Genomic DNA, 23,024 nt, shown 5'->3' with positions numbered 1-23,024 from the left:
ATCAGCGCTCTATTAAATTGTCAATTATTATTTCAATAAAAAAAGATTACAGTTATTAAAAAAGGGAAAAGAATACTAATACGAAATGGAGGTCACAATTTATGTGGTATCAGCACTCATTTTTTAAATACGGGGCAGGTGCCGTACTTGTTCTCACAATCTTATATTTATTAGGGAAAATCGATTACCTCATTGACTTCCTGTATCTTGTCATCTCCAGTGTTTTCTTTCCATTGTTTATCGCAGGGTTACTCTATTACTTGCTTCGCCCTGTAATTCGTTTTTTGATTAAAAAGAGGGTTCCTAAATTCCTTGCAATCTTTCTTGTCATGATGGGATTAATTTTAATTTTCTCAGGAATATCCAGCTTTGCGATCCCTGTTGTCGCGGATCAGTTAACGAACATAACGGATGACTTTCCTAAAAAAATCGGAGAAGCTACTGAAAAAACTGGAAAGATGGTTACAGGCCAAAAAAAATCATTCATCGACAGTACACAGGTAGCAAAACTGGCAACCGAACGCCTCGAAAAGTTCACGAGCACCATCTCTAAAGATGTAATCGCGCTGGTCACGACTTTAACAAATGTTGCACTTGTTCTGTTGGTGGTGCCGTTTATCCTATTTTATCTCTTGCTTGATGACAAAAAGTTTTTTAATTATTTTCTGAGAATCGTACCTCGTCATATGGAACATGATGTAGCCTGTATTTTGCGTGATATCGATTCTACGCTGTCTTCTTATATTAAAGGACAAGTTTTGGTCGCCCTATTCGTCGGAGTCTTTATGTATGCCGGCTATATGTTCATCGGCTTAAAGTTTGCACTCGTACTCGCACTTTTTGCGGTTGTGACGAATGTGATTCCATTCCTTGGACCCTTCATCGGGGTTTTCCCTGCCCTTTTGATCGGACTCATTCAAGATCCGATGATGGCGGTAAAAGTAGCGGTAGTCACGCTAGTTGTTCAACAGGTTGAAGGAAATATCCTTTCTCCTCAGATCATGGGCAAACAGCTCCATATACATCCGCTAACCATCATTTTAATCGTACTGATGGCAGGTGCTGCATTTGGATTTATCGGTTTGCTGCTCGCTATTCCGACTTATGCGGTTATCAAAACGCTTATCAGTAACCTATACCGTATTTACTTGCTATACAATCCGCCCGAAACAAGAAGTGATTTGCTCTGAAAGGAGAGCCAATTTTGACTGAAAAGCAGCCATTCGTTAAGAAAGAAACTAAAATGGATAAGATCAGGAACCTTTTTGAATCTTTCCGCCCCTGGATCCATCGTTTTGCTAAAATCGGTTATCTGTCAAAAGGAATCGTGTATGTGGTTATTGGCGTACTTGCACTGATTACTTCAACCGGTAATCGTTTTTATGAAGCAAGTTCTCAGGGAGCACTTTACACGATTGCCAAGCAGCCTTTCGGGCCAGCCTTATTGATTGTACTTGCCCTAGGCTTAAGTGCCTTTGCGTTCTGGCAGGTCATAAAAGCGATCTTTGACCCCGAATGTGTCCACCATAGCTGGAAAAGATGGTTCAATAGAATCGGGTTTCTTTTTATCGCAGGCGTTTATACGGCAATGTGTATCAGTGCGTTACGTATTCTTTTTCGCGCAAGAAGTGAATCATCCGATGAAAAGTACCAGACGTTGTCCGCTCAAATGCTCGAACAGCCTTTCGGACAGATCCTCATTGCCATTGCGGGACTCGTATTTGGCATCACCGGTTTCACTTTCATGTTCAGAGCGATTTCCGGCAGGTTTAAAAAAGAGTTGAAGAAAAACGAGATGAACAAAGAGGAATGGAAATGGAGCGGCTATATCGGCATGTTCGGAATTGCCGCACGCGGGATCGTATTTATGATCATCGCCTTCTTTCTTATCCGCACCGCTATTTATGTGAATCCTGAAGAAACAAAAGGGCTCGACGGCGCCCTGCTTGAACTTTCGAACCAGCCATTCGGTCCCATTCTTCTCGCAATCGTTGCGTTAGGTTTTATCGCTTATGGCGTGTTCATGTTTGCAAACGCTAAGTATCATAGGTTAAATAATGAATAATAAAATCCTTGCCGACAGGGGGCAAGGATTTTTGTTTTGATAAGGGAACATTGCAGGAAATTGTAGGGGGTCTGTCCCGGGACAGACCCCCTACAATTTTCATTCTTTAGACCACTTCTCTAGCGTGCGGTCTGATGGCAGCATCACAGTCAACAGGCCTAACAAAGGCAAAAGGCTCACGAGCATCATCGTGTACGAAATGCTAGTAACATCAGCTACCTTCCCGAGCACAACAGAACCTAGTGCCCCCATTCCGAAGGCAAGCCCGACAATAAGTCCAGAAACCATTCCAATCCTTCCCGGCACTAATTCTTGTGCATAAACCACTGTTACAGAAAAACTTGTGTTTAAGATAAAACCGATTATGAAAAATAAAGGTGCTACAGCCCATAATCCAACATGAGGCAAAAGAAGGGCAAGCGGTGCCGTTCCGATCATCGACCAAAATATCATGTTCCTCTTTCCTAAACGGTCTGAAATCGGCCCGCCGAAGAATGTACCGAGCACGCCTGACGCCATGAATACGAATAAATAAATTTGTGCCTGGCGGATCGTCAGCCCGTAATCCTGAATCAGATAGAACTGGTAGTAGTTGCCGATTCCTGAGAAATACCATGAGCGACCGAAAACAAGGAATACAAGCAGTGCCATCGCCATAATGACTTGTTTTTTACGCTTTTTATCAATCGCTTTTTTCTCACCGGTTTGTTTTTTGACTCTCGGAAAATGAACAAGCTGTCTTGAGTACCATCCGGAGACATAAAACAGAACAAAAATAGCTATCGCCGCCAGCGATGTAAACCAAACGGCTCCAAACTGGCCAAGCGGAACAAAAACGAGTGCCGTCATTACTGGGGCCAATGAAGTTCCTGTGTTTCCTCCAACTTGGTAAATGGACTGTGCAAGCCCGCGCTGATTCCCTGCTGCCATATAAGCAACGCGGGAACCTTCTGGATGAAATACCGCAGATCCGAGTCCGATCCCAATAACAGAGATGATGATCAGATAAAACGAATCAGCAAACGCAATACCGAGCATCCCTATTAAACTAGCCATCATTCCAAATGGCAGCAGATAGGGAGAAGTCGATTTATCCGTATACCAGCCGACGACCGGTTGCATGACAGATGAAGTAATGTTGAGTGTGAAGGCAATCCACCCCAGCTGTGTAAAAGTAAGCCCCATCGATTTCTCCAGGATCGGAAAAATCGCAGGAATCACAGCCTGCATCGAGTCATTTAACAAGTGGACAAAACTAATAGCAAATAAAATTGAATAAATGGTCTTTTGCTGTGAAGACGCTATGCCTGACGCCTTCTCAGTTGTTGTGGCCATGCAGCATTCCTTCTTTCTTATATCGTAAACTTCCAAACTATGTATCTTTTCAATAGATTACCACAACCAACAAGCCCATTTCTAAAATCGCGATTTTCGACACGTACTATCGAGCAAACCTCCTAGCGTAAAACAAGAATATGGACGTGGGAAATAAATTGTTTGGGGTCAGACCCCATTTCCCAAATAGAAAAGCCAGCTCGGGGCGAGCTGGCTTTTCTTCTTTAGCTTCTAAGATCTTCTGGTTCATTCTAGAGATTTTCTCGTTCATTCTTAACCTCTTCAATCACTCTAAATCTTCTCGATAACTTTATCGATAATTCCATATTTTAAGGCTTCTTCTGCTGACATGAAAAAGTCGCGATCTGTGTCTTTTTCTACTTTTTCAATCGGCTGACCGGAGCGCTCTGAGATGATTTTATTCAAGAGCTCGCGGGTTTGCAGAATTCGTTTTGCGTGGATGGCCATGTCCGCAGCCTGCCCTTGTGTCCCGCCTAGTGGCTGATGAATCATGACTTCAGCGTTCGGTAGTGCATAACGCTTTCCTTTTGCTCCTGCCACTAAAAGAACTGCTCCCATCGATGCTGCCATTCCGATACAGATCGTGGATACGTCAGGTTTGATAAATTGAATCGTGTCATAGATCGCCAGTCCAGCCGTCACTGAACCTCCTGGTGAATTGATGTAGATGGAAATGTCCTTTTCCGGATCCTCAGCTGCGAGGAAAAGAAGCTGTGCGACGACCGAGTTTGCAACATTATCATCAATGGCACTTCCGAGCATAATGATGCGGTCTTTTAACAGTCTTGAATAAATATCATACGAACGCTCACCGCGGTTCGTGGATTCTACAACCATAGGAATTAAGTTCATCTCTTTTCCCTCCTGATTATGCCGCGATTGCCATCGGGCTCTTGTTTGTTGACTGTGGAACATGTATTTTACCGAATCCAGATGTAATAAAGATAATCTTCGCGGGCTGCTGCTGATCATCAGCACCCTCAACCTGGACTTCTTTTTTCATCGGGATCGTGTTCGCCTCTTCTGTCACCTGATCTGTCCTAATAGGTGTAACTGTGCTCTTTTGTTCCTCTTTCACGCTGTGCCGCCTCCTTCAGGTTTTGGGTACATCGCCATTGAAACATGATACGTTCGTGACTTTCCTTGCTCTGGATCATGGTGTTTTTTTATCAGTTCAGAAAGCATGTTAGCATAATCTTGTAAAAAAGCTTGTCGTTCTTCAACGCCTTTAAGTGAGAGTTCCATCTCCAACACCGCACTCGGTATTTCCTCGTTCTCCGCTTCTTCCATAAGAGAAACAGTGTCACGCTTTATTTTCTCCGTTAAAGATAAGACGTGAGCGAGCGCAGTCTGATCCTTTAATTTTCGGACCGTTTCTTGTGACAGACCAAGTGAATCCGATAACAGAAAAGTCTTTCCTGCACTTCTATAAAGAACTTCTACAAGGTTTCTTACATTCCTTGTGCCTGCCCGCATAACAAGACCAACTTTTTCAAGTGTCTTTAAATGGTAATTCACTTTCTGAGCGGAATCATTCATCACTTTTGATAATTCTGTCGCCGATCTCGGTTCCTTCAATAAGCTTATGATCTCTGACCGGACAGGATGTAAAAGTGCTGCAGCCTGTTCTGGCTCTGTAACGACAAACGTTTCTGGTACGGTTTGATTCCTATTCACCCACATCACCTCACTTTTTAGTCATACTCTCCACATAAAAAATATATTTTACGTAAAATTATTTTATTACGTTAGGCTTCATTATGTCAAAGATTTACTTAAAATATACTTTTGCCTATTCATTAAAAAGCAGACTGTCGTTCCCGATCAGTCTGCTTTCTCCATATTTTCAAGTTTTTTAAGCAACCTAGGTTCCCTCTGGGTCAGTGACTCCATTATCGTTATTCAAAAATCAGGCGTCTTGAACATAAAGTAAAACATTTTACCTTTATACTAGCGGTATAACACCAAGAATTAAGAAGATTACAACCATTCCAACGTTGAACCAAAATTCTGTTTTTTGTTTAAATATCTTACGTTCCACTGCACGGAATATGAAGATCGTCATTAAGATCGAAAAAAGAACAGTAGGGTTCTCCCAATACTTGCCGTTATAAATCGCAAGCAACAGCCCCATGAAGATAAGCAGCATTTCAGCATAAACCCACTTTTTCGGTCGTTTTTTCATTGATAAAAGGCCCCCTTTTCCACCGGGTGATAGTACTCAGTGTACGGGATGAAGGCCTATTCTGTGCATGATCTTATGCAGATTTTCCGGGCGGTACTGCACGTAGTTTTACGTATGTGTTCTTTGTAATCAATCGGAGGATCACCAAACCGATGATTCCACCCGCGACTGAGCTTGTGAGAAACGGAAGAACGAAGAAGAATGCACCTGTTTTCGATCCTAAGAAAAAGGTTGCGACTGGAACAGTTAAAAGTGCACCGATCATACCTGTTCCGATCCACTCACCTGCCGCTGCTGCCCCATACATCTTAAATCTTTTATAAAAATAGCCCGCTAATAACGCGCCGATCATCCCACCTGGAAAAGCAAGCAGTGATCCAACTCCGAATAAATTACGCAAAAGGCCGATAGCGAACGCAACAAGGAGAGCAGGTATTGGACCTAAAGTTACACCCGCGATGACATTTATCGCATGCTGAACCGGAAATGCTTTTGCAACACCTGCTGGAAACCATAATAGATGGGAAGTCAGTGTTCCTATTGAAACAAACATGGCCATAACCGTCAGCTTCAAAACGGAAATCTTCACTTACAATCCCCTCTTTGCTTCCAGTATATCGAATAATAATTCACGACACGCTTTTTTAGGATCTTCTGCTTGACTGATCGCTGAAATGATTGCCGCTCCATCAGCACCCGCTTCAATCACAGCTTTAGTGTTTTCGAGAGAGATTCCGCCAATGCCTACAATAGGTACAGCAATCCCGTTTGCTCTCAGCATCTTTATAAATTCTGGTCCGACAGGTTCCTGTGCATCTGGTTTGGTAACCGTTGCATAGACCGGGCCAGCCCCGATATAGTCTGCTCCATGGTCAACAGCATTTATGGCTTCAGCAAGAGTATGCGTGGAAACACCGAGAACCTTCCCTTCTGTCTCTTTGCGTATAAAAGCTAAACTGCCATCGGTCTGGCCAACATGAAGACCATCTGCATCAACTTGTTTCATCAGTTCCAGATCATCGTTCACGATAAAAAGCACACCATGATCCCGGCAGATCTTTTTAGCCCTCTTAGCCATTTCTAACCGTTTTTCACCCCTTAAAGCATTTGCCCCTTTTTCACGGTATTGAAAAGTCGTGACACCGCCTTTAACCGCTTGAACAAGGATGTCGCGAAAGGATTCCGGCGATTGACAGTTCGTTGTCCCTGCTACAAAGTAGAGTGATAGCTTATGTGCGAGGTTCACTTGTGAGAGTGCCGTCATGTGTTTACACCTCTTTCGGCTTCTGTTCTGTGCTCTGACCAGTTGATCTTTTCCTCCCAGATGGATTTCGTCGTTTCTAATAAAAAGAGTTCGTCCAACAGCTTGGTTTGAAAGCTCCCCGGTCCTCTAGATGTTTTGACAGATTCCTCTGCCGCTTTCGTAAGCATCAGAAGAGCAAGTGCAGTTCGTTCGACTAAAGACAGATTCTGTGCGGCATTACCTGTTTGATTAGCTTGGTACAACGCAATCATTGATGTAGCAAAGCATCCCGTTCCAGTTACTCTAGAGAGCATCGGGTGTCCATGTGAAAGCTCTATGACTATCTCCCCATCAGAAACGATATCCTTCTCACCTGTCATCGCAATGATGCATCCTGTCTGTTTAGCAGCAGCTATGGCGAGTTGGTACATATCACCTTGAGAAGCGTCGAGCTCTCCGTCTGCTCCACGGCCATCCCATCCTTCACCAGCGAGAAACTTCATCTCTGCCGCATTCCCGCAAATTGTCAGAATTGTTTGGGGACTGACCCCCTTCAATTCTGAATATTCTAACAATAATCCTTTAATCACTTCATGGCGGAATGCGGACAAACCTACGCCTACGGGATCGAGTACCACCGGCACCCCACTGTACATCGCTTTTCTTAGCGCGAGTTTCATAGACTTCGCTGAAGCTTCTTCCAAAGTTCCGATGTTAAGGACGAGGGCATCTGACACCGCTACCGCGTCCTCAACTTCCAAAGCGTCATGGACCATCATCGGACTTCCGCCTGCAGCTAATACACCGTTAGCAAGAAAGTTCATCGTTACGTGATTCGTGATATGGTGGACCAATGGCCGCGCTTCTCTTACCTGTTCAACGAATGATTTCCATTCTTGTAATCTAGAGTTGTTCATGAAGAATCCTCCTATAAGCAAAGTGATTAACCGGTCCATGTCCTGAACCGACATCGATACCATGTGCAATTGCTATTTGAATAAAGTTTTTGGCATTCTGCACAGCACTTTCAATCGTTTTTCCGTAAGCTAATTCAGCTGTCAATGCAGCGGATAAAGTACAGCCTGTACCATGAGTGTTTTTTGTATATACGCGTTGATCAACAAGCTCCCAAATCTTATCACCGTTGGAAACAAGATCGGTGACAAGCTCCTCTTCCAGATGTCCGCCTTTAATGACCACACAATCAGCACCTTTATCTAACAAGATGCGAGCTGCTTCCCGTCCTGCTTCATCATTCGTAATTTCCATTCCTGTAAGTGCTTCAGCTTCAGGAACATTCGGTGTAATTACTTTTGCTAGTGGCAGCATATGTTTTTTCATCGCTTCTAGAGCTTCGTTTCCCAAAAGGGTCGCTCCGCCTTTTGCGACCATTACAGGATCCACGACGAGGTTGTTCCATCCAAACTTTTCAATATAATAAGCCGTTCTCTCAATGTATTCTCCTGAAAAGAGCATTCCTGTTTTTACCGCATCCGGCTTAAGATCGCTTCCGATCGAAATAAGTTGCTGTTCTAGTCCAGCAAGAGGAACAGGGTACACTCCTTGGACACCCTGCGTATTTTGTGCTGTAACAGCAGTAAGAACAGACATACCATATACGCCAAATTCCTGGAATGTCTTCAAATCTGCTTGAATGCCAGCTCCTCCACCACTGTCAGAACCTGCGATTGTCAGTGCTTTACAAACTTTAATCAATTGTCCCATCACATTTCCCTCCTAAAACGTAAAACAAAAAAGCCACCCGCAAATGATAAGCGGGTGGCTATTACGATTGTAGAAAGTAATGGACCACACCGCTTCCCTACGCCAGTATTAACCGGATCAGGTTCAAAGGGTCGAAGGCTAGTACCTTCTCTCAGCTTACGAATATAAGCACCCCTAGCGAAAATGACCATATTGAGTTAACACAATCCTACTCACATTCAAGCTAAAAAGTCAACGATTTTTTAGATTATGTGTTTCTTCGTGTTTAAGCCTTTATAAATACGGGGAAATAGTAAGTAACACAATATAAACACATAAATAACACAAAATTATAACGTTTGTCACGCATGAGAAATACTACCGAAATCATGAGTCGAATTATTAAGAAATTTACCAAAAGGTGGTGAAAATACAGTACATTAGAATGATTATCAAAAATTTATTCAGAATTTTCAAATAAAATGGTTGTCATTGGGCACCTTGCTCAGTATACTAGTAGAAACCTAGAAACATAAAAGGTGAAAATCGGATAGGGAGATAATTTCAAGGAGGGAAACAGGATGAAAGACAAAAACACTTCTTATAACAAAAACCAAAATGAGATGGTTCAGTACAAACAACAAAAAAGAGACCCATTTGCCTTCAGCCTTATTGCCCAAATGGTTCTGGACGAAGCTCTTCACAAATATTACAAAGAGTTTTATGAAAAAGAAATCAACAACGCCTTGGATCAAAAAGATAAAGACCGCTTTATGAAACTAACTGAAGAATACAAAGCTTTTCTCGCTTAAGGCTTTTGGTAACGGCTGACCCTAGGAAGGTGCCGTAAAAGCCAAAACACCCTTTCAGCATCTGGACTGTAATCCATGCTGCAGAGGGTGTTTGTGACGTGCCTATTATTTAACGAATCTGACATGAACCCAAAACCAAATGACTCATTACATGAATGTCGGAGAACCCGGCTTTTTCTTTTGCCCTTTTTTCCTTCTCCATAACCAAAAGACAACAGGAATCAGTACCAGCCATAATGGTGCTAATCCGAGTACAGCAACGACGATGAACGATATCGCGGAAACAAAGAAATTCACCGTCTCCATAAAAAGCATCTTTGTTTTTTCCACGTGTTCAAATCTCCGGTCTGCAGCCTCTCTGCATTCAAGTTCTTCACTTCAAACTGAACCGTAACCGTTGAATAATCACTTTGATTTTTTAAAAACTTTAGCCTTCCTTCAATCTGTTCTATCTCCTCTTGAACCTTTGCAAGGTCTGCTGAGATCTTTAACAAGTCTTCTGTACTTTCTGCTTCTTTCATAAAAGACTCTAGTCGATCTCTTACCTGCTGCTTCGCTTTTACTCTCGAAGACAAATCCACATACTCTTCTGTTACATCCTCACCACGCACACTTTCTTGCGGTGAACCTTCACTTAAATCCTTTACTTCCTGTAAAAAAGGGCGAAACCCATTCATCGGGACACGCACAGTCATCATTCCGTTCTCAAAACCTTCTTCACCGATATTCGTGTTTGATTCAACGATATAACCGCCTTTATCCTCGACTAACTTTCGGACCGTTTCCATCGTGTTCTGCAATTTTTCTACTGAGATCTGAAGATCTGCGTTAAAGATTACTTTCCTCTGATCTTGAACGCCAGCTAGGTCTTGTGAAGCATTCTTTTCACTAGTACCTTGGCTGCACGCTCCCAATAATAATACACAGATCAATACCCACACTTTCCATACCTTCCACATCTCATATTCCCCCTTTTTGGCTTAGACGTTTTTTACAAAAAAAGGGTTCATCATACGAAAAACTACCCATTGAATGATTTTTTCTTATTCTTTTTTATGATAAAATGTTGTCTGGTGGTTTGTTGTTTGAAAAAAACCCGATTTATGCTAGTATGTACAGGATAAGTAAGTGGTTTAACTGGAGGAATAGCATGTCAATGATAGGAAGAAACGATCCGTGCTATTGTGGCAGCGGAAAAAAATATAAAAAATGTTGCTTACATAAAGAAGAGCAAACGCGAGAAGTTTCCTTTCACCAAGAAGGACTCATCAAATTTGCCCTCGAGAACTTTCAACAGGATTTAGCAGCACGTACGGCAGAGTATGTAAAACAATATCCGGTTGGCAAAGACCAGGAACAAACGTATGCGAACATTGCTGTTTGCTGGGAAGTTTTCTGTTCGAAGATAAAGGATGGAAAAACGCCTGTTGAGCTATATGTGGAAAGTGTAATGAACTCAGTGAAACCTGAAGTTGCTGAGATCTTAACCGGCTGGACAAGCACAGCGCCTTCCCTTTATAAAGTGGTTGAGCAAAAAACAGGGTTTATTTTTACAGTGAAAGACATCTGGACAGAGCAAGTATACGATGTGACGATAAACGCTGCGGATAAACCGAAGACAGAAAGCGCATTACTTGGAACGCTCGTATCGAACGGCATCAATTATGAATTTTATGTCGGCTATATCGAGATGCCGGTCTCTGAGTTGCCAGCATTAAAAGAAGCGATTGAAAAATTACAGCCATCTGCAGATGCGAAAGAGATTTTCGAAGATCAATTCCCTACTGTTCTGCAACTCTCTTTAATTGATATATCGGCAGGAATTCCGGAGCCTAAAGCAGAACCTCAGGAAGCTATCAGTGAGCAGCCTGCGGCAAACAAAGGTGCTAAAGCTTCTGAAGAATCAGCAGACAAAGAGGACAAGTACACAGCTGTAACTGAACTTGTAAAAGCCCATGCGGAAACCGAAGTGCTGAAAGAGGCTGAAAAACTTTGGGATGAATATGTCAACGAGTCAAAACCAACTATTCGCAAAGAAGAAATCTATGCTGCAGCTCTGGACTACCTCGTCTCAAAGGATATTAGAGGACTTCAATCCACACAAGCTGAAACAGCTAAGAAATACGGTGTTTCACCAGGAAGCCTTTCATCGCGCTACCGTGAAATGAAAGAACGATTAAGCGTTTAAGCGAGTATATCTTTTTCTACCGCCAGGAATCCCTGGCGGTTTTTTTATTCGAGGACATAAAAAAAGACCCCGATTGGGCCTTTTAATTTTTTTCTTTTCTCTGAAGCCAATAATAGACGGGCAGTCCAGCTAGTGTTATGAATATAGCCGTCAGACTGTCAAAAGGATTATTAATGATTGTTGCACTGACAATATACACTGAACCACTTATCGCAAAGATCGGAACTATTGGGAACAGCGGAACACTGTAAACACGCGCGTCTTTATTCCGTTTCCGAAGCTTAAATACCGCATAGAATGCAAAAATATAAAAGATATAAACAGCGAAGATCGCCATTTCGGATAGATAATCAGGATCTGTTAAAATCATCATGATGATCGCAATGACAACCTGTAAGTACGTTGCCGCAATTGGAGTACCGTACTTTTCACTAACCTTGCTGAACGTTTTCGCCAAAGGAAGCTGATTTCGTTCTGCCATAGCAAAAGGCACACGGGGAATGGTTAGAATTTTACCGTTCAAGCAGCCAAAGATCGACACCGCTATTCCGACTGCAATAAGTTTACCCCCAAGAGGACCAAAAAGTATGGTAGCCGCAGATGCCGCTGAGTTTTCACCAAGTCTCACAATTTCTGAAGCTGGGAGAATTTTCAGCAATGCAATATTAACAAGAAGATAGGCCGCCATTACAATCAATATTCCCCCAATAATCGCTTTAGGCAACGTCTTCCCTGGATTCTTCATCTCTCCCGCAACAAATCCAACCATCAGCCACCCATCATAAGCAAAAAGGGTCGCTAAAATTGCTGCTCCCATGCTGATCTCAACAAAAGAGCCGCTTGATGCACTTAAGATCTGTTCGTTTCCGTTAGTTATTCCAAATATAATGATTAAAGCAATCGGAACAAGTTTCCCGATCGTGAACAGATTCTGTACGAACCCTCCGTATTTTGTTCCAAAGTTATTTATAATGGTAAGAAAAAGTACCGTTCCGATGCCGACCCAAGGGCCAAACGATTTTTCCCATGAAAAAAGATTTGCTAACAGTGACCCGAAGTACAAGCCAAGTGCACCGATCACAGCCGGTCCATAGATGACAGTTTGAACCCAGCCGCTCAAATAGCCCCAAAGCTTCCCATACACTTCTTCCATATATACATAAAGGCCGCCTGTTTTCGGAATTTGTGTTGCAACTTCTGCGATCGTTAACCCGCCAGCAAGCGTGATAAGCCCTCCAAGAGCCCATGCCAACAATGCAAGGTTTGAATTTCCGGTGTATTCAAGCACACTTCCAGGCTTCATAAAGATTCCTGACCCAATTACCGTTCCAATAACGATGGACATGGCTACAGAAAGCCCGATGTCTTTTTTCAATGCTGCTTCTTGATTCATGCTGTGTCCACTCCTTAGAAAACGTTTGTCCATCTGAAAAAAACTAATGTCACTGTAACATAAACATGTAAGAAATGTCACTGCTTTCCAAAATAGACGTGCAATTCAGTTTTTTTGAGGAAGTTTTCTTCTGTTTAGGAGTGGTTTACAGTGTTAATTCAGTTCATTTCTTCTTCTAAGCTGCTTTTTAATGAATACCCTTTCCATGATTTCATTTAGCTGCTTTTCATACGCCACTTTTTTCTCTAAATTTTCTTCGGATCCGATTTTCTTTTTCAGTTCACGGATTTTTAATTTTTCCTCTGAAGAAAAATGCGAAGAATGAAGCAATCGTTACACCTCATTTCACGAAACTAATCTTATTAAGAGTTTAAGGAATTCGTGTATAGCAAGCATTAAATGTGTCAGAAAACCTTCCACTTTTTCTCTTACTGGTTAGCGTATCTTTCATGATTATTAATCATCAAAAAGACCCTCGATTCAGGGTCTTTTTGATGGTTTCAATTGATTATTCTGCTTTTTCCGTTCCATTTTTTTCAGTATTTGCGATAATCACTTTAACACCTTGCTGCTTGATTGCGTCTAGATGTTCTCGTGATGATTCGCCATCGGTTATAACAGCCGCCAGATTTGAAACCGGTCCAACATTCGCAAACGCATGAACTCCGATTTTATTGTGCGTAAATAGACCAATGCTCTTTTTTGATACAGTCCCAACTGCCTTCATGAAAGCAGCCGCTTCAGGGGTAGCTGTACTTATTCCTCGCTCAGAAATTCCTCCGCCTGTGACGAATGTAAGATCAAATGAATAGTGACTGACGAGCTGAATTGCAAGAGCATCCGTCATATTGCCAGAATTCTTTACTTTTCCACCAATTACATATAGATCGATATTCTCCTGCTCTCGAAGGGCATCCGCGATTTTTAAAGAATTTGTAACGACAGTAAGTGGAACAGAAGGCAAATACTTGAGCAGAACATAATGGATCGCCGCTCCACCGATAAAAAGGGTGTCTCCCGCTTGAATCCATTTTGCCGCTTCTTTCACGATAGCATTTTCATGCATGGTCCCTTCTGTGTAACGCTCGGTTGGAGCAATAGGTCCCTTCTTCACTTTTGTCACAGGTATGGCACCGCCATGGGTACGTTTAACGAGTCCTTTATCTTCTAATGTAGATAGATCGCGTCGTATCGAGTCAATTGAAACTTGAAGCGCATCTGATAATTCTTTTGCAAGAACCCGGCCCTCTTTCTTTAACACTTCTAAGATCTTTTCTCTTCTTTCTTCAGAAAACATAGTGTTCCTCCGTTACTTCTTATTTCCACGTGGTCTTCTAATCATATGCAGGATTGTGCTTGTTTGTTACCACATTTTTTGCATGTTTTTTCCTGTTTTTTCTTGTTTTGTACCACTCAAGATTCTGATGGATCACTTATAAACATATCTCTGCCTTTTAAATTAAAAAAAGAGCCCTTATTTAAAACAGGGCTCATAGAACTTAACCTTGGATGACTTCCTGGGATTTATTATCTCGTTTCGAACCATCAATCATAAGGAAAATAGCGGAAAGTATGTGCAATACCATACCAACAAAAGGAATCCATCCTAAACAGGAGGTTATTATCCCTAGGACACTACCGGTAAATGGACCACCGTCTCGTTTCGTTAGAACCAGTGTGACGATATGTAGCACGAGCATAATAGCCAAAGGGGTCCAAAGCAAACTCACCACAATCGTTCCACCAAGTACCGGTATACCCAGCAAAGCTTCAAGTCCCCCGGTGATCCATTTTAAAATCCGTGAAGCTGACATAGCAACACCTCCATAAAATATGAACAGTCTTATTAAATATAATCCCACTTCCTTAAATTATTCTTATTTTATGGTGCCGCCACATACTAATAAGAGGTTTTAAATGGGTTGGTATGAAAAACAAGCAAAAACAAGCATGATAAGAATACCTGTTTATGCTTGTGTATATAGTTGAATATATTTAGAGAATGATAAACACATAATTTTGAACGATCATCACATAAAAATCTCGCTAAATCACATAATTTCCCTATATTATACATAATGTCCTCCTGACAAATACAAATCCAGTAGATTTGTATTTGTCTGGGGTCAGACCCCCCCTGCTCTAATCTTCCACCTTGATCAGGAAGAGGCGTTCATGGAAACGGCCGTGCTTTCTCGCTTTCTCCTGCCTGATTTCATCCAGTTCCCTTAAAGAGAGGTGATGCACTTTTGTGAGCGAGATCAAAATCTCAAACAAACCTGCAAGCTCTTCTGCCGCATCACTCTCACTTTCTGCTTCTCTGTACTCCTTTACACTCTCAGCAAGTTTCTTCTTTAACTCACTTTCAAACTCTTTATCTCCCAGAATGCGGAACGTCCCCTTTTTCCCCGCGAGTTCAAGCAATTCCGGTATCTTATCACGGACTAATTTATTGTAATACGCCATCGACCTTTTTCCCTTCCAGCAAAATCGGTTATTAACATCTAACATTTAAAATAGTGAACAGTGCATTAATTGTATTCATCTTTCCAGCTTTTTAGCAGATACCACAGTTAAAAAAATTAATGCGATCAGTCCGAAAACTGGATACAAATAATGCAGCAGTTCGGCATATCCAACCTGGCTCAGCAAATAGCTTCCAACCATCAAGGAAATGAGTATGGCATGACTTGATAGTCTTATATTCTTTCTAAGGGAACCCGCAAGACCAAATAAGTTTCCAATCAATGTCGAGAAGATCTCACCATAGATGACAAGTACAAAAAAGTAATGCACCACGATTCCGAGACCGCCAACGATTTCTGCGATCGGAATTTCATAACTAAGTACACGCGGAACCGAATATAGGACATAATGGCTGTTTAACAAAATAAACGTGAGACCGAGTCCTCCTATGAATCCCCCCCATTTGATCACAGATTCATCTGCGGCTTCCCGTGAAAGAGGAACCAATACAGCCTGTGCCAAAGTTAAGTTAAAAGCCGCATAAGAAAACGGACTCACAATCCATTGCCATCCACCGGTAAAATCATCAGAAACAAAAAGTTGCCGTCCCCCTTCGCCAAACATAGAAACGGACAAGATCAATGAAAATAGAACCATGATAGGTACGATGAGTGAGTTGGTCCACATTATCCCATCTATCCCTTTTTTCATGACTAAATACGTAACGATCAAGGTTAAAATGACTCCCGCCTGAAATGGCAATTGAAGTTGTTCTTGAAATAAAGCACCAGTCCCAGACAGCATGACCCCAGTTACTCCAAAAAGCATAACAAGCATTAAGATGTTTACTACTCGGGATGCGGCTGTTCCAAATAGATGAAGGTTCATCTCATCGAATGAAGTAGCTCCTATCCTTTTCGCCATGATCATCAGTTTTGTCCCAATTACGATAAAAAGGAACCCGCTTATCAGGATGCCGGCAAAACCAGCTGATCCATACTTCGTAAAGAACTCAACGATCTCTCTCCCCGTAGCGAAACCAGCACCTACTACCGTACCGATATAAGTGGCGGCAATCTGTAAGATTTGTTTGATCCGTCCACCCATCCCCTCACCTCCATGCCTATATCTTTACAAACATATGCATGGACAAGAGTTTTAGAAGAAAAAGAAAAACAGCAAGGACAATCCCCTTACTGTTCGAAATACGGTTTATTAAATTTGCAAGGCACCGCTGTATTCCTGAATGATTACCCGGTTCTTCCCTTCCCTTTTAGCAACATACAAACTGTTATCCGCTCCTTCAAAAAACACCTGCTTGTGCATACCCGTTCCTTTTCATCTGTTTTGTGGATATAAAAATACGTGATCGTCATGTCTCTTTTATTAGACAAAAAACGAATTATAAATTGAAAACGCACAGCCAGGAAAAACCCAGCTGTGCGGTGATTGTATTTTTATTTGATGCGTTTCTTTTTTGGTAACTTATCGAGAAGCCAGCCTCTTCCCACTTCACAAAAACGAATTGGCATTTCAAGGGTTGCCAGTATCTTATCCTTTCCATGAATGGTGAGTAGTCCTGTTTCGTCATTTACTTCTTCGACAACTGCGTTTTCTGTTCCAGAGAGCGGAAACGTCCATTTGTTGTTCCCTGAGTCCTTAATCTTAATCATTCTTCCGTCACAAGATACTTTGTGGCAATGTGGAGGCAAGCCTAACGTAATTTTGTTCATTGCATTTCTTTCCTCCCTTTCCGGATTTATTTTATTGTAACAGATTCAGTGCGTGTCTGACTCATTATTTTTTTAATTTTTTGACTATTTAACACATTTGAAACAATCCTACTAAAAAATAGGAGGACAAGTAGTAGGTAACTGCCATAACAGTTGTGGAGTACAAGCATATACTAAATTAATGGGAGATAAGGGAGGAATTTAAGTGGAAAGATGGTCGATGGTTTACCACATGGCCGTTGTTTCTTTAGGAGCAGTTTCAAGTTTCCTGTTTGGAACACCTAGCCTTTTATTTAAAACGTTAATTCTATTTGTAGTACTCGATTATATCACGGGTATGGCAGCTTCTGCCTATGAAGGAAAACTGAACAGCAAGGTCGGATTTAAAGGCATATTAAAGAAAATTATGATATTTGCTTTAGTTGCAGTTGCCCATTCTCTCGATCAATTACTCGGCGGCTTATATATCCAGTCAGCTACAATCTTTTTTTATTTATCAAATGAATTATTATCCATGATTGAAAATGCTGGCAGGTTGAACGTTCCTATACCGCCTTTCATAAAAAATGCCGTCTCCCTGTTAAGACAGAGAGACGGCACGAACAATAAAAAATAATTAGACGGAGTAAAACTGTGAAATCTTTTTTGCAATCTTATCCGCATCGATTTGGTACTCTCCAGCATCGATGCGTTTTTTTATATCCGAAAGTTTCTTTTCTCTTATATTAAGCTGCGATTGATCATTCAATGCTTTTGCTTCGTTTGAAATGTAAACTTCGTCCTTGGCAAATGACGGTGGCTTAACAGTAGGCTTCTGATACATTTTATTAACATCGTATTTTTTTTGTACCGGTTGTTGTCCATCAATTCTCATGATTTCACCTCTCCTGTATGATTAAACGTCCCAAGCCATTTCCATGAACTATCATGATCTAGATTGTCCAGAAGTCGAAAGAACAACTCTTGACCTGATAGATCTAATTTCACTTCGAATTCATTTCCATTTTCTTTATCCTTGCAAAAGGAATGAATCCATTGGGAAGTAAACAAGTAAGGTGTAAACTGTTCAAAGTCCAATAGATGTTTCTCTAACCATTGAATAACATCATCGTGTGTAAGTTTCTGCATCTTTAATCGTCCTTTGTTTATGGTTCGACATTACTTGTCTTCATATTTTTCGATTATGCCTTTTCTTTTATGAGGATAACTGAAAAATATTTTTAGAAAATTCGAACCCCTTGTTGTTTTGTATGGATCTTACTGAGAATTACCCCTCTAATCCATTCCTCTAAACCTCTTTCCTTCTGCTAACCTCGTTTAAGGTCTATAATAAAAGAAGGACGTTAGACCAGAACATTGCATGCCTATTATTTTATTTTTCGTTTATAGATTGATAGTCGTGCAAGGTTCGAGCCTACTAGGTCCTAAAAAAACTTAAACGAAATACATAACAGTAGGTGTTTTTATGAAATTAACGTTTTCCTCACTTCAATGGATGGTCTTTATACTAGCTGGCAGTCTCGTAGCTCCGATTGCGATCGGCGATGCATTCGGTATGACACAAGCAGAAACAGCAGATCTTCTGCAGCGCTCTTTTTTTATCATCGGAGTCTCTGCTATTCTACAAGTCTTGTTTGGTCATAAACTTCCTATTAATGAAGGACCCGCTGGCTTATGGTGGGGAGTTTTTACCGTATATGCAGGGATCGTGGCATCTGGTGCATTAACGGTAGCTGATGGATTACAGCAGTTGACAGCTGGCATGCTGATCAGCGGTATTCTATTTTTTCTGCTTGGTGCTTTTCGGATCATAACCTCGGTCAGAGCACTCTTTACTCCCCTTGTGACAGGAACGTATCTGATTTTACTCGTTTCTCAATTAAGCGGTTCTTTTATTAAAGGGATGCTAGGGATCGGTTATCTTCAGGAAAGTGCAGATGCAAAAGTGGCGATCGCTTCACTTTTTATCCTTGTATTATCGATTGTTCTCGGAAAATCAAAAGTGCGGTGGCTCCGGAGTTATTCCATTCTTATCTCACTCATTTTGGGATGGGGTCTATTTAAGCTATTAGATTTAACGAAGGAAACGATGCATTCCTCGAAAGTGCTTTCGTTTCCTGAATGGTTGGCGTGGGGAACGCCTGAGTTATCGGGAGGAGCCATTCTCACTTCCCTTTTTGTAGGGCTTTTGCTCCTGACAAATATGGTTGCCAGCATCAATGTTGTGGAAAAAGCATACGAGTCCGAAAATGAACATTACGAACCGATCCACTATAACCGTGCTTCGATTATGATGGGGCTGAATACGTGGATCGCAGGTCTGTTCTCGGCGGTAGCCAGTGTTCCGATTTCAGGTGCTTCAGGTTTCATTTTAACTACAAAGATGTTTAGCCGTTTGGCATTCATTCTAGGAAATGCATTCATCATCGTCATCAGTTTTTTCCCGCCGCTCACTTTTTTCTTTGCGGGTATTCCAGCGCCCGTTGGATATGCGACCATATTCCTGCCGTTTTCCAGCATGATCGGACTTGCGTTCAGAGAATACAAATCAGAGCTGAAATCAGAAACAAACCTATTTATTATTAGCACATCTCTAATGGTCGGTATCGGCAGTCTGTTTATTCCGGCCGCCGCTCTGAAAGAATGGCCGAGTATCGTCGTAACGCTCCTCAGCAACGGACTAATAATGGGAATGCTGACATGCATGGCTTTAGAACAATTTTACAAACGAAAGAGCACAAAGAAAGAGCAGCATTCATAAAAGAAGGTCTCCCTTTTTGAGGAGCCTTTCTTATTGGACGGAGATACGAATCTCTGTCGCTCTTTCTTAGCAAGATCACTTTCCTTTTCTGCAGGCAATACCAGGATAAAAAGTTTGTGTTTAAAAAATGAATTAATGGCAACTTTTAACAGAGGTGAAATCACTGAAAAAGAATTGAAAGTGGTTCTTCAAACAGCAGAAGATTTGATCTCTAACTATAAAAATAGAGAGTTTGATGACATTACGATATGTGAAAAGCATGCGACAGAATGGCTGCAGGAGAAGAAATTCACAAAATAAAAACCAGAGGACGGTTGATCCTCTGGTTTGGTTTATTTAGCTGGTTGATTCTTTTCTAAAAAGCGCTCTGCGTCTTCTACTTCGTCAAGAACTTGCGAACCGATTATGCCCTCTTCTTCATCTAAATAAGTGACTTGAAAATATCCTCCCTCTCCTTGGGGAACATAACGCATTCTTACAAGTTCTTTTTGCTGATCCTCTTGTCTCCAAAACTCTAATTCTTGTTCTGGTTCTCTCATCAGCTTTTCTATTTGATTTTTCACCATGTTTTTATGACACCTCAAATGATCGGATTATCAATACTTTTTTATTTTTCCCCGAAAACAAAACCACTAAACCATTAACAGTATCCGACATTTCCTGGGGAATATTGTCTACGTTTTATTGGATATAGTTCGATGTTCTTACCCATTTCGCCAAAACTCCCTCTGTACTTAAAATTTCAGCAAATTCTCCGTGTAAATGCGACAAAGCCGATTCTTGTACATCTTGTGCCGAAAATTTTCTGCCGTTGTAGGAAGTTACGGTAAACGCGGCTGTTGCATCTTGCACGATAGAGACTGAATATCCAAAGTTAGCAGCCATCCTCCCTGTAGTTGACACACAATGGTTCGTTGTTAAACCCACAATGATCAAATGATGAATCCCTTGTTTGTCTAGCTCGTCCTTTAATGATGTTCCTATAAACGCACTGTTAACACTCTTAATAAAGAGGGGTTCATGTTCTTTAGGTTCAAATCCTGTTTTCAGCTGATAACCTAACTTCGTCGGATGTAAAGGTGCATTCTCATTTTCCGACTGATGCTGGACATGAAAAACAGGTAAATTTGAACTTCTGAATGCATCGAGTAAAGTAAGCATATTCAGTTCGGCATTCGGGTTGTTTCGTTCTCCCCAAAAATCTACATTATCAAAACCTTTTTGAACATCAATGATAAGCAAACAAGCTTTTTTCACGGATTTGGCTCCTTTAGCAGATGATAGTTACAGCCTTTTATGTACTGTTCGTTATACGTGCTGTTTTTCCTGCCGTAATAATCTATTTCATATATTCATATCTTTGAATAAAAGAAAGACAAGCAATCCTCAGGGGGAGTCAGTTTGAGCGAGTTTTGGCTTTTAAGTTTGCATTTTATGATGCTTGGGATCAGCCTGGCCATTCCAGTAGGTCCGATCAAACTAGAGATGATCAAACGTGGCTTATCAGGCGGATTCTGGCCATCTTGGCTAGTAGGGTTAGGAGCAGTCAGCGCAGATTTCATTTTCATGCTCATCGTCTTTTTGGGGCTATCCCCTTTCCTTCAGAACCATTTTGTACAAATCGTAATGCTGGTCGTTGGAATCATCATGCTTATCGTTTTAGGAATCTCGACGATAAAAACAGCTTGGTCAGAGAAAACAATGCTTATATTAAATGAAGAGACGCCTTCACAACAGCCTTATTGGACAGGTTTTACGATTGCATTGATGAATCCGATAAACTTCTTATTTTGGCTTGGAATCTATGGAGGAACGCTTCAAGATATGCCAACGAACGAGTTGTGGATTCAAGCGCTATTAAGCTTGATGATTATCGCGGGTATTATCTTATGGAATATTAATGTGGCGTTTGCCGTTCATTTTTTTCGTTTACTGATCAACGATCGGTCAATTAGAGTTTTGACAGGTTTAGCGGGTGCTGGTTTACTTGTTTTCGCCTATCATCTCCTTGTCCAGCTGGTAAAACAAATTTAAAAACAGCCTACCGGTTAACCGATAGGCTGTTATATGTGTTTAGTTATCGTACTTATCCCGGTCTAACTGTCTTTCTTCTTCTCGGTCCAACTCTTCCTCATACTCTTCGTGTTTACGATTGTGGACGACATTTCTTTGATTTCCTGTTATGTCTGTTGTGACAAATCCTTCATAATCTTTTACATAGCCGTCATCATCATCTGAGTCTTCATACATCTCGTTATAATCCTCTTTTTCCGGATCTGTAAAATCAGAAGGTGTTTCACTTGTACCGTACTTTGCAACAGATTGCCATGTATCTTCAGCGTCAAAGAAAGTAGCATCTTCTCCGTCATTGCTTCTTCTCGAATAATCCGGACCCGCTACAGCTTCTTCTATTGGTCTGTCATCTGAAGAATGTTGATCTGGCGTGTGTTCCTTACAGTAGAGTGTAGACGGAATGGCTTCTAAGCGATCTTTTATAATGTCCTTTCCGCAAGTCTTACAAACTCCGTACTCACCATTTTCTATGCTTTTAAGCGCGGCATCAATATCTTCTAACTCTTTTTCATGAAGATCGTTTAATGCGATGTCTTTTTCTTTTTCGAATAACTCTGTCCCTAGATCTCCTGGGTGGTTATCGTAGTTTGATAACTCTCCTGTTGATTCTTTCGGAAATTCTGTATCACTTCCAAATGAGTCGTTACGTTCTCTCATTTCTTTTATCTCTTTTTTCCGGTCTTCTAAAATTTGTTTAAAATAATCCATTTCTTGTGAAGTTAATGACATTTTTCTAGCTCCCTTCTAGCATCCGTATATCATTTCATACCCGTTTTCTAAAGAAAATATCCATCCCGTGTATTTTGTACATTTCACCTGCATGCTATACTTTTAAGAATCATCCCCTAACTATAGGTTCAAACCCTCTCATTTCTTTAAATGAAAGATAATTTCCCTTTAACGTGTTTACTTTCTAAAAGAATTAAAAAACAATACGATATTCTTAATAAGGAACTTACTGGTTTAAAAAAATTGTAAGAATATGTAGAAAAACAGCTTTTCCCAAGTTTTTGTAAGGTATGCTATTACTATCTTTTGAAAGTAT

The 23,024-nt window shown here is 41.1% G+C and carries 31 protein-coding genes and 1 riboswitch; of the genes, 8 read left to right on the top strand and 23 right to left on the bottom strand.

Features of this window, described 5'->3' with window-relative positions; all coding sequences use genetic code 11:
* Nucleotides 1–101 precede the first annotated feature (101 nt).
* Both M3206_RS12800 and M3206_RS12795 read left to right on the top strand, forming a co-directional pair.
* Nucleotides 102–1,190 carry an AI-2E family transporter gene (locus M3206_RS12800; RefSeq protein ID WP_251312917.1) on the top strand — a complete coding sequence of 363 codons (1,089 nt, stop codon included), beginning with the start codon at nucleotides 102–104 and terminating at the stop codon, nucleotides 1,188–1,190.
* Nucleotides 1,191–1,204: 14 nt separating this feature from the next.
* Nucleotides 1,205–2,065 (top strand): DUF1206 domain-containing protein, encoded by an 861-nt coding sequence (locus M3206_RS12795; protein WP_251312916.1) that lies wholly within the window; start codon nucleotides 1,205–1,207, stop codon nucleotides 2,063–2,065.
* A 99-nt stretch (nucleotides 2,066–2,164) separates the two neighbouring features.
* Here the strand turns inward: M3206_RS12795 and M3206_RS12790 are convergent, their stop codons facing one another.
* From M3206_RS12790 to thiD, 9 genes are all read right to left on the bottom strand, one after another.
* Nucleotides 2,165–3,400 (bottom strand): MFS transporter, encoded by a 1,236-nt coding sequence (locus M3206_RS12790; protein WP_251312915.1) that lies wholly within the window; start codon nucleotides 3,398–3,400, stop codon nucleotides 2,165–2,167.
* A 291-nt stretch (nucleotides 3,401–3,691) separates the two neighbouring features.
* Nucleotides 3,692–4,273, bottom strand: a complete 582-nt coding sequence (gene clpP / locus M3206_RS12785) for an ATP-dependent Clp endopeptidase proteolytic subunit ClpP (protein ID WP_251312914.1) — start codon at nucleotides 4,271–4,273, stop codon at nucleotides 3,692–3,694.
* Between the two features lie 16 nt (nucleotides 4,274–4,289).
* Complete coding sequence (locus tag M3206_RS12780; protein WP_251312913.1) at nucleotides 4,290–4,499, bottom strand: hypothetical protein; 210 nt, start codon at nucleotides 4,497–4,499, stop codon at nucleotides 4,290–4,292.
* Nucleotides 4,496–5,098 carry a helix-turn-helix domain-containing protein gene (locus tag M3206_RS12775; RefSeq protein WP_251312912.1) on the bottom strand — a complete coding sequence of 201 codons (603 nt, stop codon included), beginning with the start codon at nucleotides 5,096–5,098 and terminating at the stop codon, nucleotides 4,496–4,498. Before M3206_RS12775 ends, M3206_RS12780 begins: the two co-directional genes overlap by 4 nt.
* 268 nt (nucleotides 5,099–5,366) lie before the next feature.
* Nucleotides 5,367–5,606 (bottom strand): hypothetical protein, encoded by a 240-nt coding sequence (locus tag M3206_RS12770; protein WP_251312911.1) that lies wholly within the window; start codon nucleotides 5,604–5,606, stop codon nucleotides 5,367–5,369.
* Nucleotides 5,607–5,679: 73 nt separating this feature from the next.
* Nucleotides 5,680–6,165, bottom strand: coding sequence for an energy coupling factor transporter S component ThiW (gene thiW / locus M3206_RS12765; RefSeq protein ID WP_251312933.1), 486 nt, complete (start codon nucleotides 6,163–6,165; stop codon nucleotides 5,680–5,682).
* A 30-nt stretch (nucleotides 6,166–6,195) separates the two neighbouring features.
* On the bottom strand, nucleotides 6,196–6,870 hold the full coding sequence (thiE, locus tag M3206_RS12760; RefSeq protein ID WP_251312910.1) for a thiamine phosphate synthase: 675 nt from the start codon (nucleotides 6,868–6,870) through the stop codon (nucleotides 6,196–6,198).
* Nucleotides 6,867–7,766 carry a hydroxyethylthiazole kinase gene (thiM, locus tag M3206_RS12755; RefSeq protein WP_251312909.1) on the bottom strand — a complete coding sequence of 300 codons (900 nt, stop codon included), beginning with the start codon at nucleotides 7,764–7,766 and terminating at the stop codon, nucleotides 6,867–6,869. The genes thiE and thiM overlap by 4 nt, the downstream gene beginning before the upstream one ends.
* Complete coding sequence (gene thiD, locus M3206_RS12750; RefSeq protein WP_251312908.1) at nucleotides 7,753–8,574, bottom strand: bifunctional hydroxymethylpyrimidine kinase/phosphomethylpyrimidine kinase; 822 nt, start codon at nucleotides 8,572–8,574, stop codon at nucleotides 7,753–7,755. The genes thiM and thiD overlap by 14 nt, the downstream gene beginning before the upstream one ends.
* A 77-nt stretch (nucleotides 8,575–8,651) precedes the next feature.
* Nucleotides 8,652–8,760: riboswitch (TPP riboswitch) on the bottom strand.
* A gap of 374 nt (nucleotides 8,761–9,134) precedes the next feature.
* Here thiD and M3206_RS12745 point away from each other — a divergent pair.
* On the top strand, nucleotides 9,135–9,365 hold the full coding sequence (locus M3206_RS12745) for an IDEAL domain-containing protein (protein WP_251312907.1): 231 nt from the start codon (nucleotides 9,135–9,137) through the stop codon (nucleotides 9,363–9,365).
* Between the two features lie 147 nt (nucleotides 9,366–9,512).
* On the opposite strand, the gene M3206_RS12740 is transcribed toward M3206_RS12745, so the two are convergent.
* Both M3206_RS12740 and M3206_RS12735 read right to left on the bottom strand, forming a co-directional pair.
* Nucleotides 9,513–9,671 (bottom strand): hypothetical protein, encoded by a 159-nt coding sequence (locus tag M3206_RS12740; protein WP_251312906.1) that lies wholly within the window; start codon nucleotides 9,669–9,671, stop codon nucleotides 9,513–9,515.
* Complete coding sequence (locus M3206_RS12735; protein WP_251312905.1) at nucleotides 9,659–10,324, bottom strand: DUF4349 domain-containing protein; 666 nt, start codon at nucleotides 10,322–10,324, stop codon at nucleotides 9,659–9,661. The genes M3206_RS12740 and M3206_RS12735 overlap by 13 nt, the downstream gene beginning before the upstream one ends.
* 191 nt (nucleotides 10,325–10,515) lie before the next feature.
* Here M3206_RS12735 and M3206_RS12730 point away from each other — a divergent pair, with 191 nt between their 5' ends.
* The gene (locus M3206_RS12730) at nucleotides 10,516–11,553 is read left to right on the top strand and encodes an SEC-C metal-binding domain-containing protein (protein ID WP_251312904.1); all 1,038 of its coding nucleotides are present in this window, start codon (nucleotides 10,516–10,518) and stop codon (nucleotides 11,551–11,553) included.
* A gap of 82 nt (nucleotides 11,554–11,635) precedes the next feature.
* Here the strand turns inward: M3206_RS12730 and M3206_RS12725 are convergent, their stop codons facing one another.
* The 7 genes from M3206_RS12725 to M3206_RS12695 form a co-directional block, all read right to left on the bottom strand.
* Complete coding sequence (locus M3206_RS12725; RefSeq protein WP_251312903.1) at nucleotides 11,636–12,946, bottom strand: APC family permease; 1,311 nt, start codon at nucleotides 12,944–12,946, stop codon at nucleotides 11,636–11,638.
* Between the two features lie 153 nt (nucleotides 12,947–13,099).
* Complete coding sequence (locus tag M3206_RS12720; RefSeq protein WP_251312902.1) at nucleotides 13,100–13,276, bottom strand: hypothetical protein; 177 nt, start codon at nucleotides 13,274–13,276, stop codon at nucleotides 13,100–13,102.
* 178 nt (nucleotides 13,277–13,454) lie between these two features.
* Nucleotides 13,455–14,243, bottom strand: coding sequence for a DeoR/GlpR family DNA-binding transcription regulator (locus M3206_RS12715; protein WP_251312901.1), 789 nt, complete (start codon nucleotides 14,241–14,243; stop codon nucleotides 13,455–13,457).
* 202 nt (nucleotides 14,244–14,445) lie between these two features.
* Nucleotides 14,446–14,760: a hypothetical protein gene (locus M3206_RS12710; protein ID WP_251312900.1), complete on the bottom strand. Its 315-nt coding sequence runs from the start codon at nucleotides 14,758–14,760 to the stop codon at nucleotides 14,446–14,448.
* A gap of 328 nt (nucleotides 14,761–15,088) precedes the next feature.
* Nucleotides 15,089–15,412, bottom strand: coding sequence for a nucleoside triphosphate pyrophosphohydrolase (locus tag M3206_RS12705; RefSeq protein WP_251312899.1), 324 nt, complete (start codon nucleotides 15,410–15,412; stop codon nucleotides 15,089–15,091).
* Nucleotides 15,413–15,487: 75 nt separating this feature from the next.
* The gene (locus M3206_RS12700) at nucleotides 15,488–16,519 is read right to left on the bottom strand and encodes a YkvI family membrane protein (protein ID WP_251312898.1); all 1,032 of its coding nucleotides are present in this window, start codon (nucleotides 16,517–16,519) and stop codon (nucleotides 15,488–15,490) included.
* Nucleotides 16,520–16,869: 350 nt separating this feature from the next.
* The gene (locus M3206_RS12695; protein WP_251312897.1) at nucleotides 16,870–17,145 is read right to left on the bottom strand and encodes a hypothetical protein; all 276 of its coding nucleotides are present in this window, start codon (nucleotides 17,143–17,145) and stop codon (nucleotides 16,870–16,872) included.
* A gap of 205 nt (nucleotides 17,146–17,350) precedes the next feature.
* Here M3206_RS12695 and M3206_RS12690 point away from each other — a divergent pair, with 205 nt between their 5' ends.
* Entirely contained in the window at nucleotides 17,351–17,761 is a 411-nt protein-coding gene (locus M3206_RS12690; RefSeq protein WP_251312896.1) for a phage holin family protein, read from the top strand.
* On the opposite strand, the gene flgM is transcribed toward M3206_RS12690, so the two are convergent.
* Together flgM and M3206_RS12680 are read right to left on the bottom strand one after the other, a co-directional pair.
* A complete protein-coding gene (gene flgM / locus M3206_RS12685; RefSeq protein ID WP_251312895.1) occupies nucleotides 17,762–18,019 on the bottom strand; it encodes a flagellar biosynthesis anti-sigma factor FlgM in 258 nt (85 codons plus the stop codon).
* Complete coding sequence (locus M3206_RS12680) at nucleotides 18,016–18,273, bottom strand: hypothetical protein (RefSeq protein WP_251312894.1); 258 nt, start codon at nucleotides 18,271–18,273, stop codon at nucleotides 18,016–18,018. Before M3206_RS12680 ends, flgM begins: the two co-directional genes overlap by 4 nt.
* 337 nt (nucleotides 18,274–18,610) lie before the next feature.
* Between M3206_RS12680 and M3206_RS12675 the strand changes: the two genes are divergently transcribed.
* Both M3206_RS12675 and M3206_RS12670 read left to right on the top strand, forming a co-directional pair.
* Nucleotides 18,611–19,906: a purine/pyrimidine permease gene (locus M3206_RS12675; protein ID WP_251312893.1), complete on the top strand. Its 1,296-nt coding sequence runs from the start codon at nucleotides 18,611–18,613 to the stop codon at nucleotides 19,904–19,906.
* 114 nt (nucleotides 19,907–20,020) lie between these two features.
* Entirely contained in the window at nucleotides 20,021–20,206 is a 186-nt protein-coding gene (locus M3206_RS12670) for a hypothetical protein (RefSeq protein WP_251312892.1), read from the top strand.
* A 32-nt stretch (nucleotides 20,207–20,238) separates the two neighbouring features.
* On the opposite strand, the gene M3206_RS12665 is transcribed toward M3206_RS12670, so the two are convergent.
* Complete coding sequence (locus M3206_RS12665; RefSeq protein WP_251312891.1) at nucleotides 20,239–20,472, bottom strand: hypothetical protein; 234 nt, start codon at nucleotides 20,470–20,472, stop codon at nucleotides 20,239–20,241.
* A 115-nt stretch (nucleotides 20,473–20,587) separates the two neighbouring features.
* The gene (locus M3206_RS12660) at nucleotides 20,588–21,163 is read right to left on the bottom strand and encodes a cysteine hydrolase family protein (RefSeq protein WP_251312890.1); all 576 of its coding nucleotides are present in this window, start codon (nucleotides 21,161–21,163) and stop codon (nucleotides 20,588–20,590) included.
* A gap of 144 nt (nucleotides 21,164–21,307) precedes the next feature.
* Here M3206_RS12660 and M3206_RS12655 point away from each other — a divergent pair, with 144 nt between their 5' ends.
* A complete protein-coding gene (locus M3206_RS12655; protein ID WP_251312889.1) occupies nucleotides 21,308–21,940 on the top strand; it encodes a LysE family transporter in 633 nt (210 codons plus the stop codon).
* A gap of 39 nt (nucleotides 21,941–21,979) precedes the next feature.
* Here the strand turns inward: M3206_RS12655 and M3206_RS12650 are convergent, their stop codons facing one another.
* The gene (locus tag M3206_RS12650; protein WP_251312888.1) at nucleotides 21,980–22,708 is read right to left on the bottom strand and encodes a TraR/DksA C4-type zinc finger protein; all 729 of its coding nucleotides are present in this window, start codon (nucleotides 22,706–22,708) and stop codon (nucleotides 21,980–21,982) included.
* Nucleotides 22,709–23,024: the final 316 nt, after the last annotated feature.

The sequence above is a fragment of the Fictibacillus phosphorivorans genome (assembly GCF_023715845.1).
Classification (GTDB): Bacteria; Bacillota; Bacilli; order Bacillales; family Fictibacillaceae; genus Fictibacillus; species Fictibacillus phosphorivorans_D.
Note: the sequence above shows the minus strand (reverse complement) of the source record. Positions and strands in the feature narration are given on the sequence as shown.

Bases quoted from the DNA above. Each gene is read 5' to 3' on its own strand.
- M3206_RS12800 (WP_251312917.1), top strand. From the start codon at position 102: ATGTGGTATCAGCACTCATTTTTTAAATACGGGGCAGGTGCCGTACTT.
- M3206_RS12790 (WP_251312915.1), bottom strand. From the start codon at position 3,400: ATGGCCACAACAACTGAGAAGGCGTCAGGCATAGCGTCTTCACAGCAA.
- clpP (WP_251312914.1), bottom strand. From the start codon at position 4,273: ATGAACTTAATTCCTATGGTTGTAGAATCCACGAACCGCGGTGAGCGT.
- M3206_RS12770 (WP_251312911.1), bottom strand. From the start codon at position 5,606: ATGAAAAAACGACCGAAAAAGTGGGTTTATGCTGAAATGCTGCTTATC.
- thiW (WP_251312933.1), bottom strand. From the start codon at position 6,165: ATGGCCATGTTTGTTTCAATAGGAACACTGACTTCCCATCTATTATGG.
- thiE (WP_251312910.1), bottom strand. From the start codon at position 6,870: ATGACGGCACTCTCACAAGTGAACCTCGCACATAAGCTATCACTCTAC.
- thiM (WP_251312909.1), bottom strand. From the start codon at position 7,766: ATGAACAACTCTAGATTACAAGAATGGAAATCATTCGTTGAACAGGTA.
- thiD (WP_251312908.1), bottom strand. From the start codon at position 8,574: ATGGGACAATTGATTAAAGTTTGTAAAGCACTGACAATCGCAGGTTCT.
- M3206_RS12745 (WP_251312907.1), top strand. From the start codon at position 9,135: ATGAAAGACAAAAACACTTCTTATAACAAAAACCAAAATGAGATGGTT.
- M3206_RS12740 (WP_251312906.1), bottom strand. From the start codon at position 9,671: ATGGAGACGGTGAATTTCTTTGTTTCCGCGATATCGTTCATCGTCGTT.
- M3206_RS12735 (WP_251312905.1), bottom strand. From the start codon at position 10,324: ATGTGGAAGGTATGGAAAGTGTGGGTATTGATCTGTGTATTATTATTG.
- M3206_RS12730 (WP_251312904.1), top strand. From the start codon at position 10,516: ATGTCAATGATAGGAAGAAACGATCCGTGCTATTGTGGCAGCGGAAAA.
- M3206_RS12725 (WP_251312903.1), bottom strand. From the start codon at position 12,946: ATGAATCAAGAAGCAGCATTGAAAAAAGACATCGGGCTTTCTGTAGCC.
- M3206_RS12715 (WP_251312901.1), bottom strand. From the start codon at position 14,243: ATGTTTTCTGAAGAAAGAAGAGAAAAGATCTTAGAAGTGTTAAAGAAA.
- M3206_RS12710 (WP_251312900.1), bottom strand. From the start codon at position 14,760: ATGTCAGCTTCACGGATTTTAAAATGGATCACCGGGGGACTTGAAGCT.
- M3206_RS12705 (WP_251312899.1), bottom strand. From the start codon at position 15,412: ATGGCGTATTACAATAAATTAGTCCGTGATAAGATACCGGAATTGCTT.
- M3206_RS12700 (WP_251312898.1), bottom strand. From the start codon at position 16,519: ATGGGTGGACGGATCAAACAAATCTTACAGATTGCCGCCACTTATATC.
- M3206_RS12695 (WP_251312897.1), bottom strand. From the start codon at position 17,145: ATGAACAAAATTACGTTAGGCTTGCCTCCACATTGCCACAAAGTATCT.
- flgM (WP_251312895.1), bottom strand. From the start codon at position 18,019: ATGAGAATTGATGGACAACAACCGGTACAAAAAAAATACGATGTTAAT.
- M3206_RS12680 (WP_251312894.1), bottom strand. From the start codon at position 18,273: ATGCAGAAACTTACACACGATGATGTTATTCAATGGTTAGAGAAACAT.
- M3206_RS12675 (WP_251312893.1), top strand. From the start codon at position 18,611: ATGAAATTAACGTTTTCCTCACTTCAATGGATGGTCTTTATACTAGCT.
- M3206_RS12665 (WP_251312891.1), bottom strand. From the start codon at position 20,472: ATGGTGAAAAATCAAATAGAAAAGCTGATGAGAGAACCAGAACAAGAA.
- M3206_RS12650 (WP_251312888.1), bottom strand. From the start codon at position 22,708: ATGTCATTAACTTCACAAGAAATGGATTATTTTAAACAAATTTTAGAA.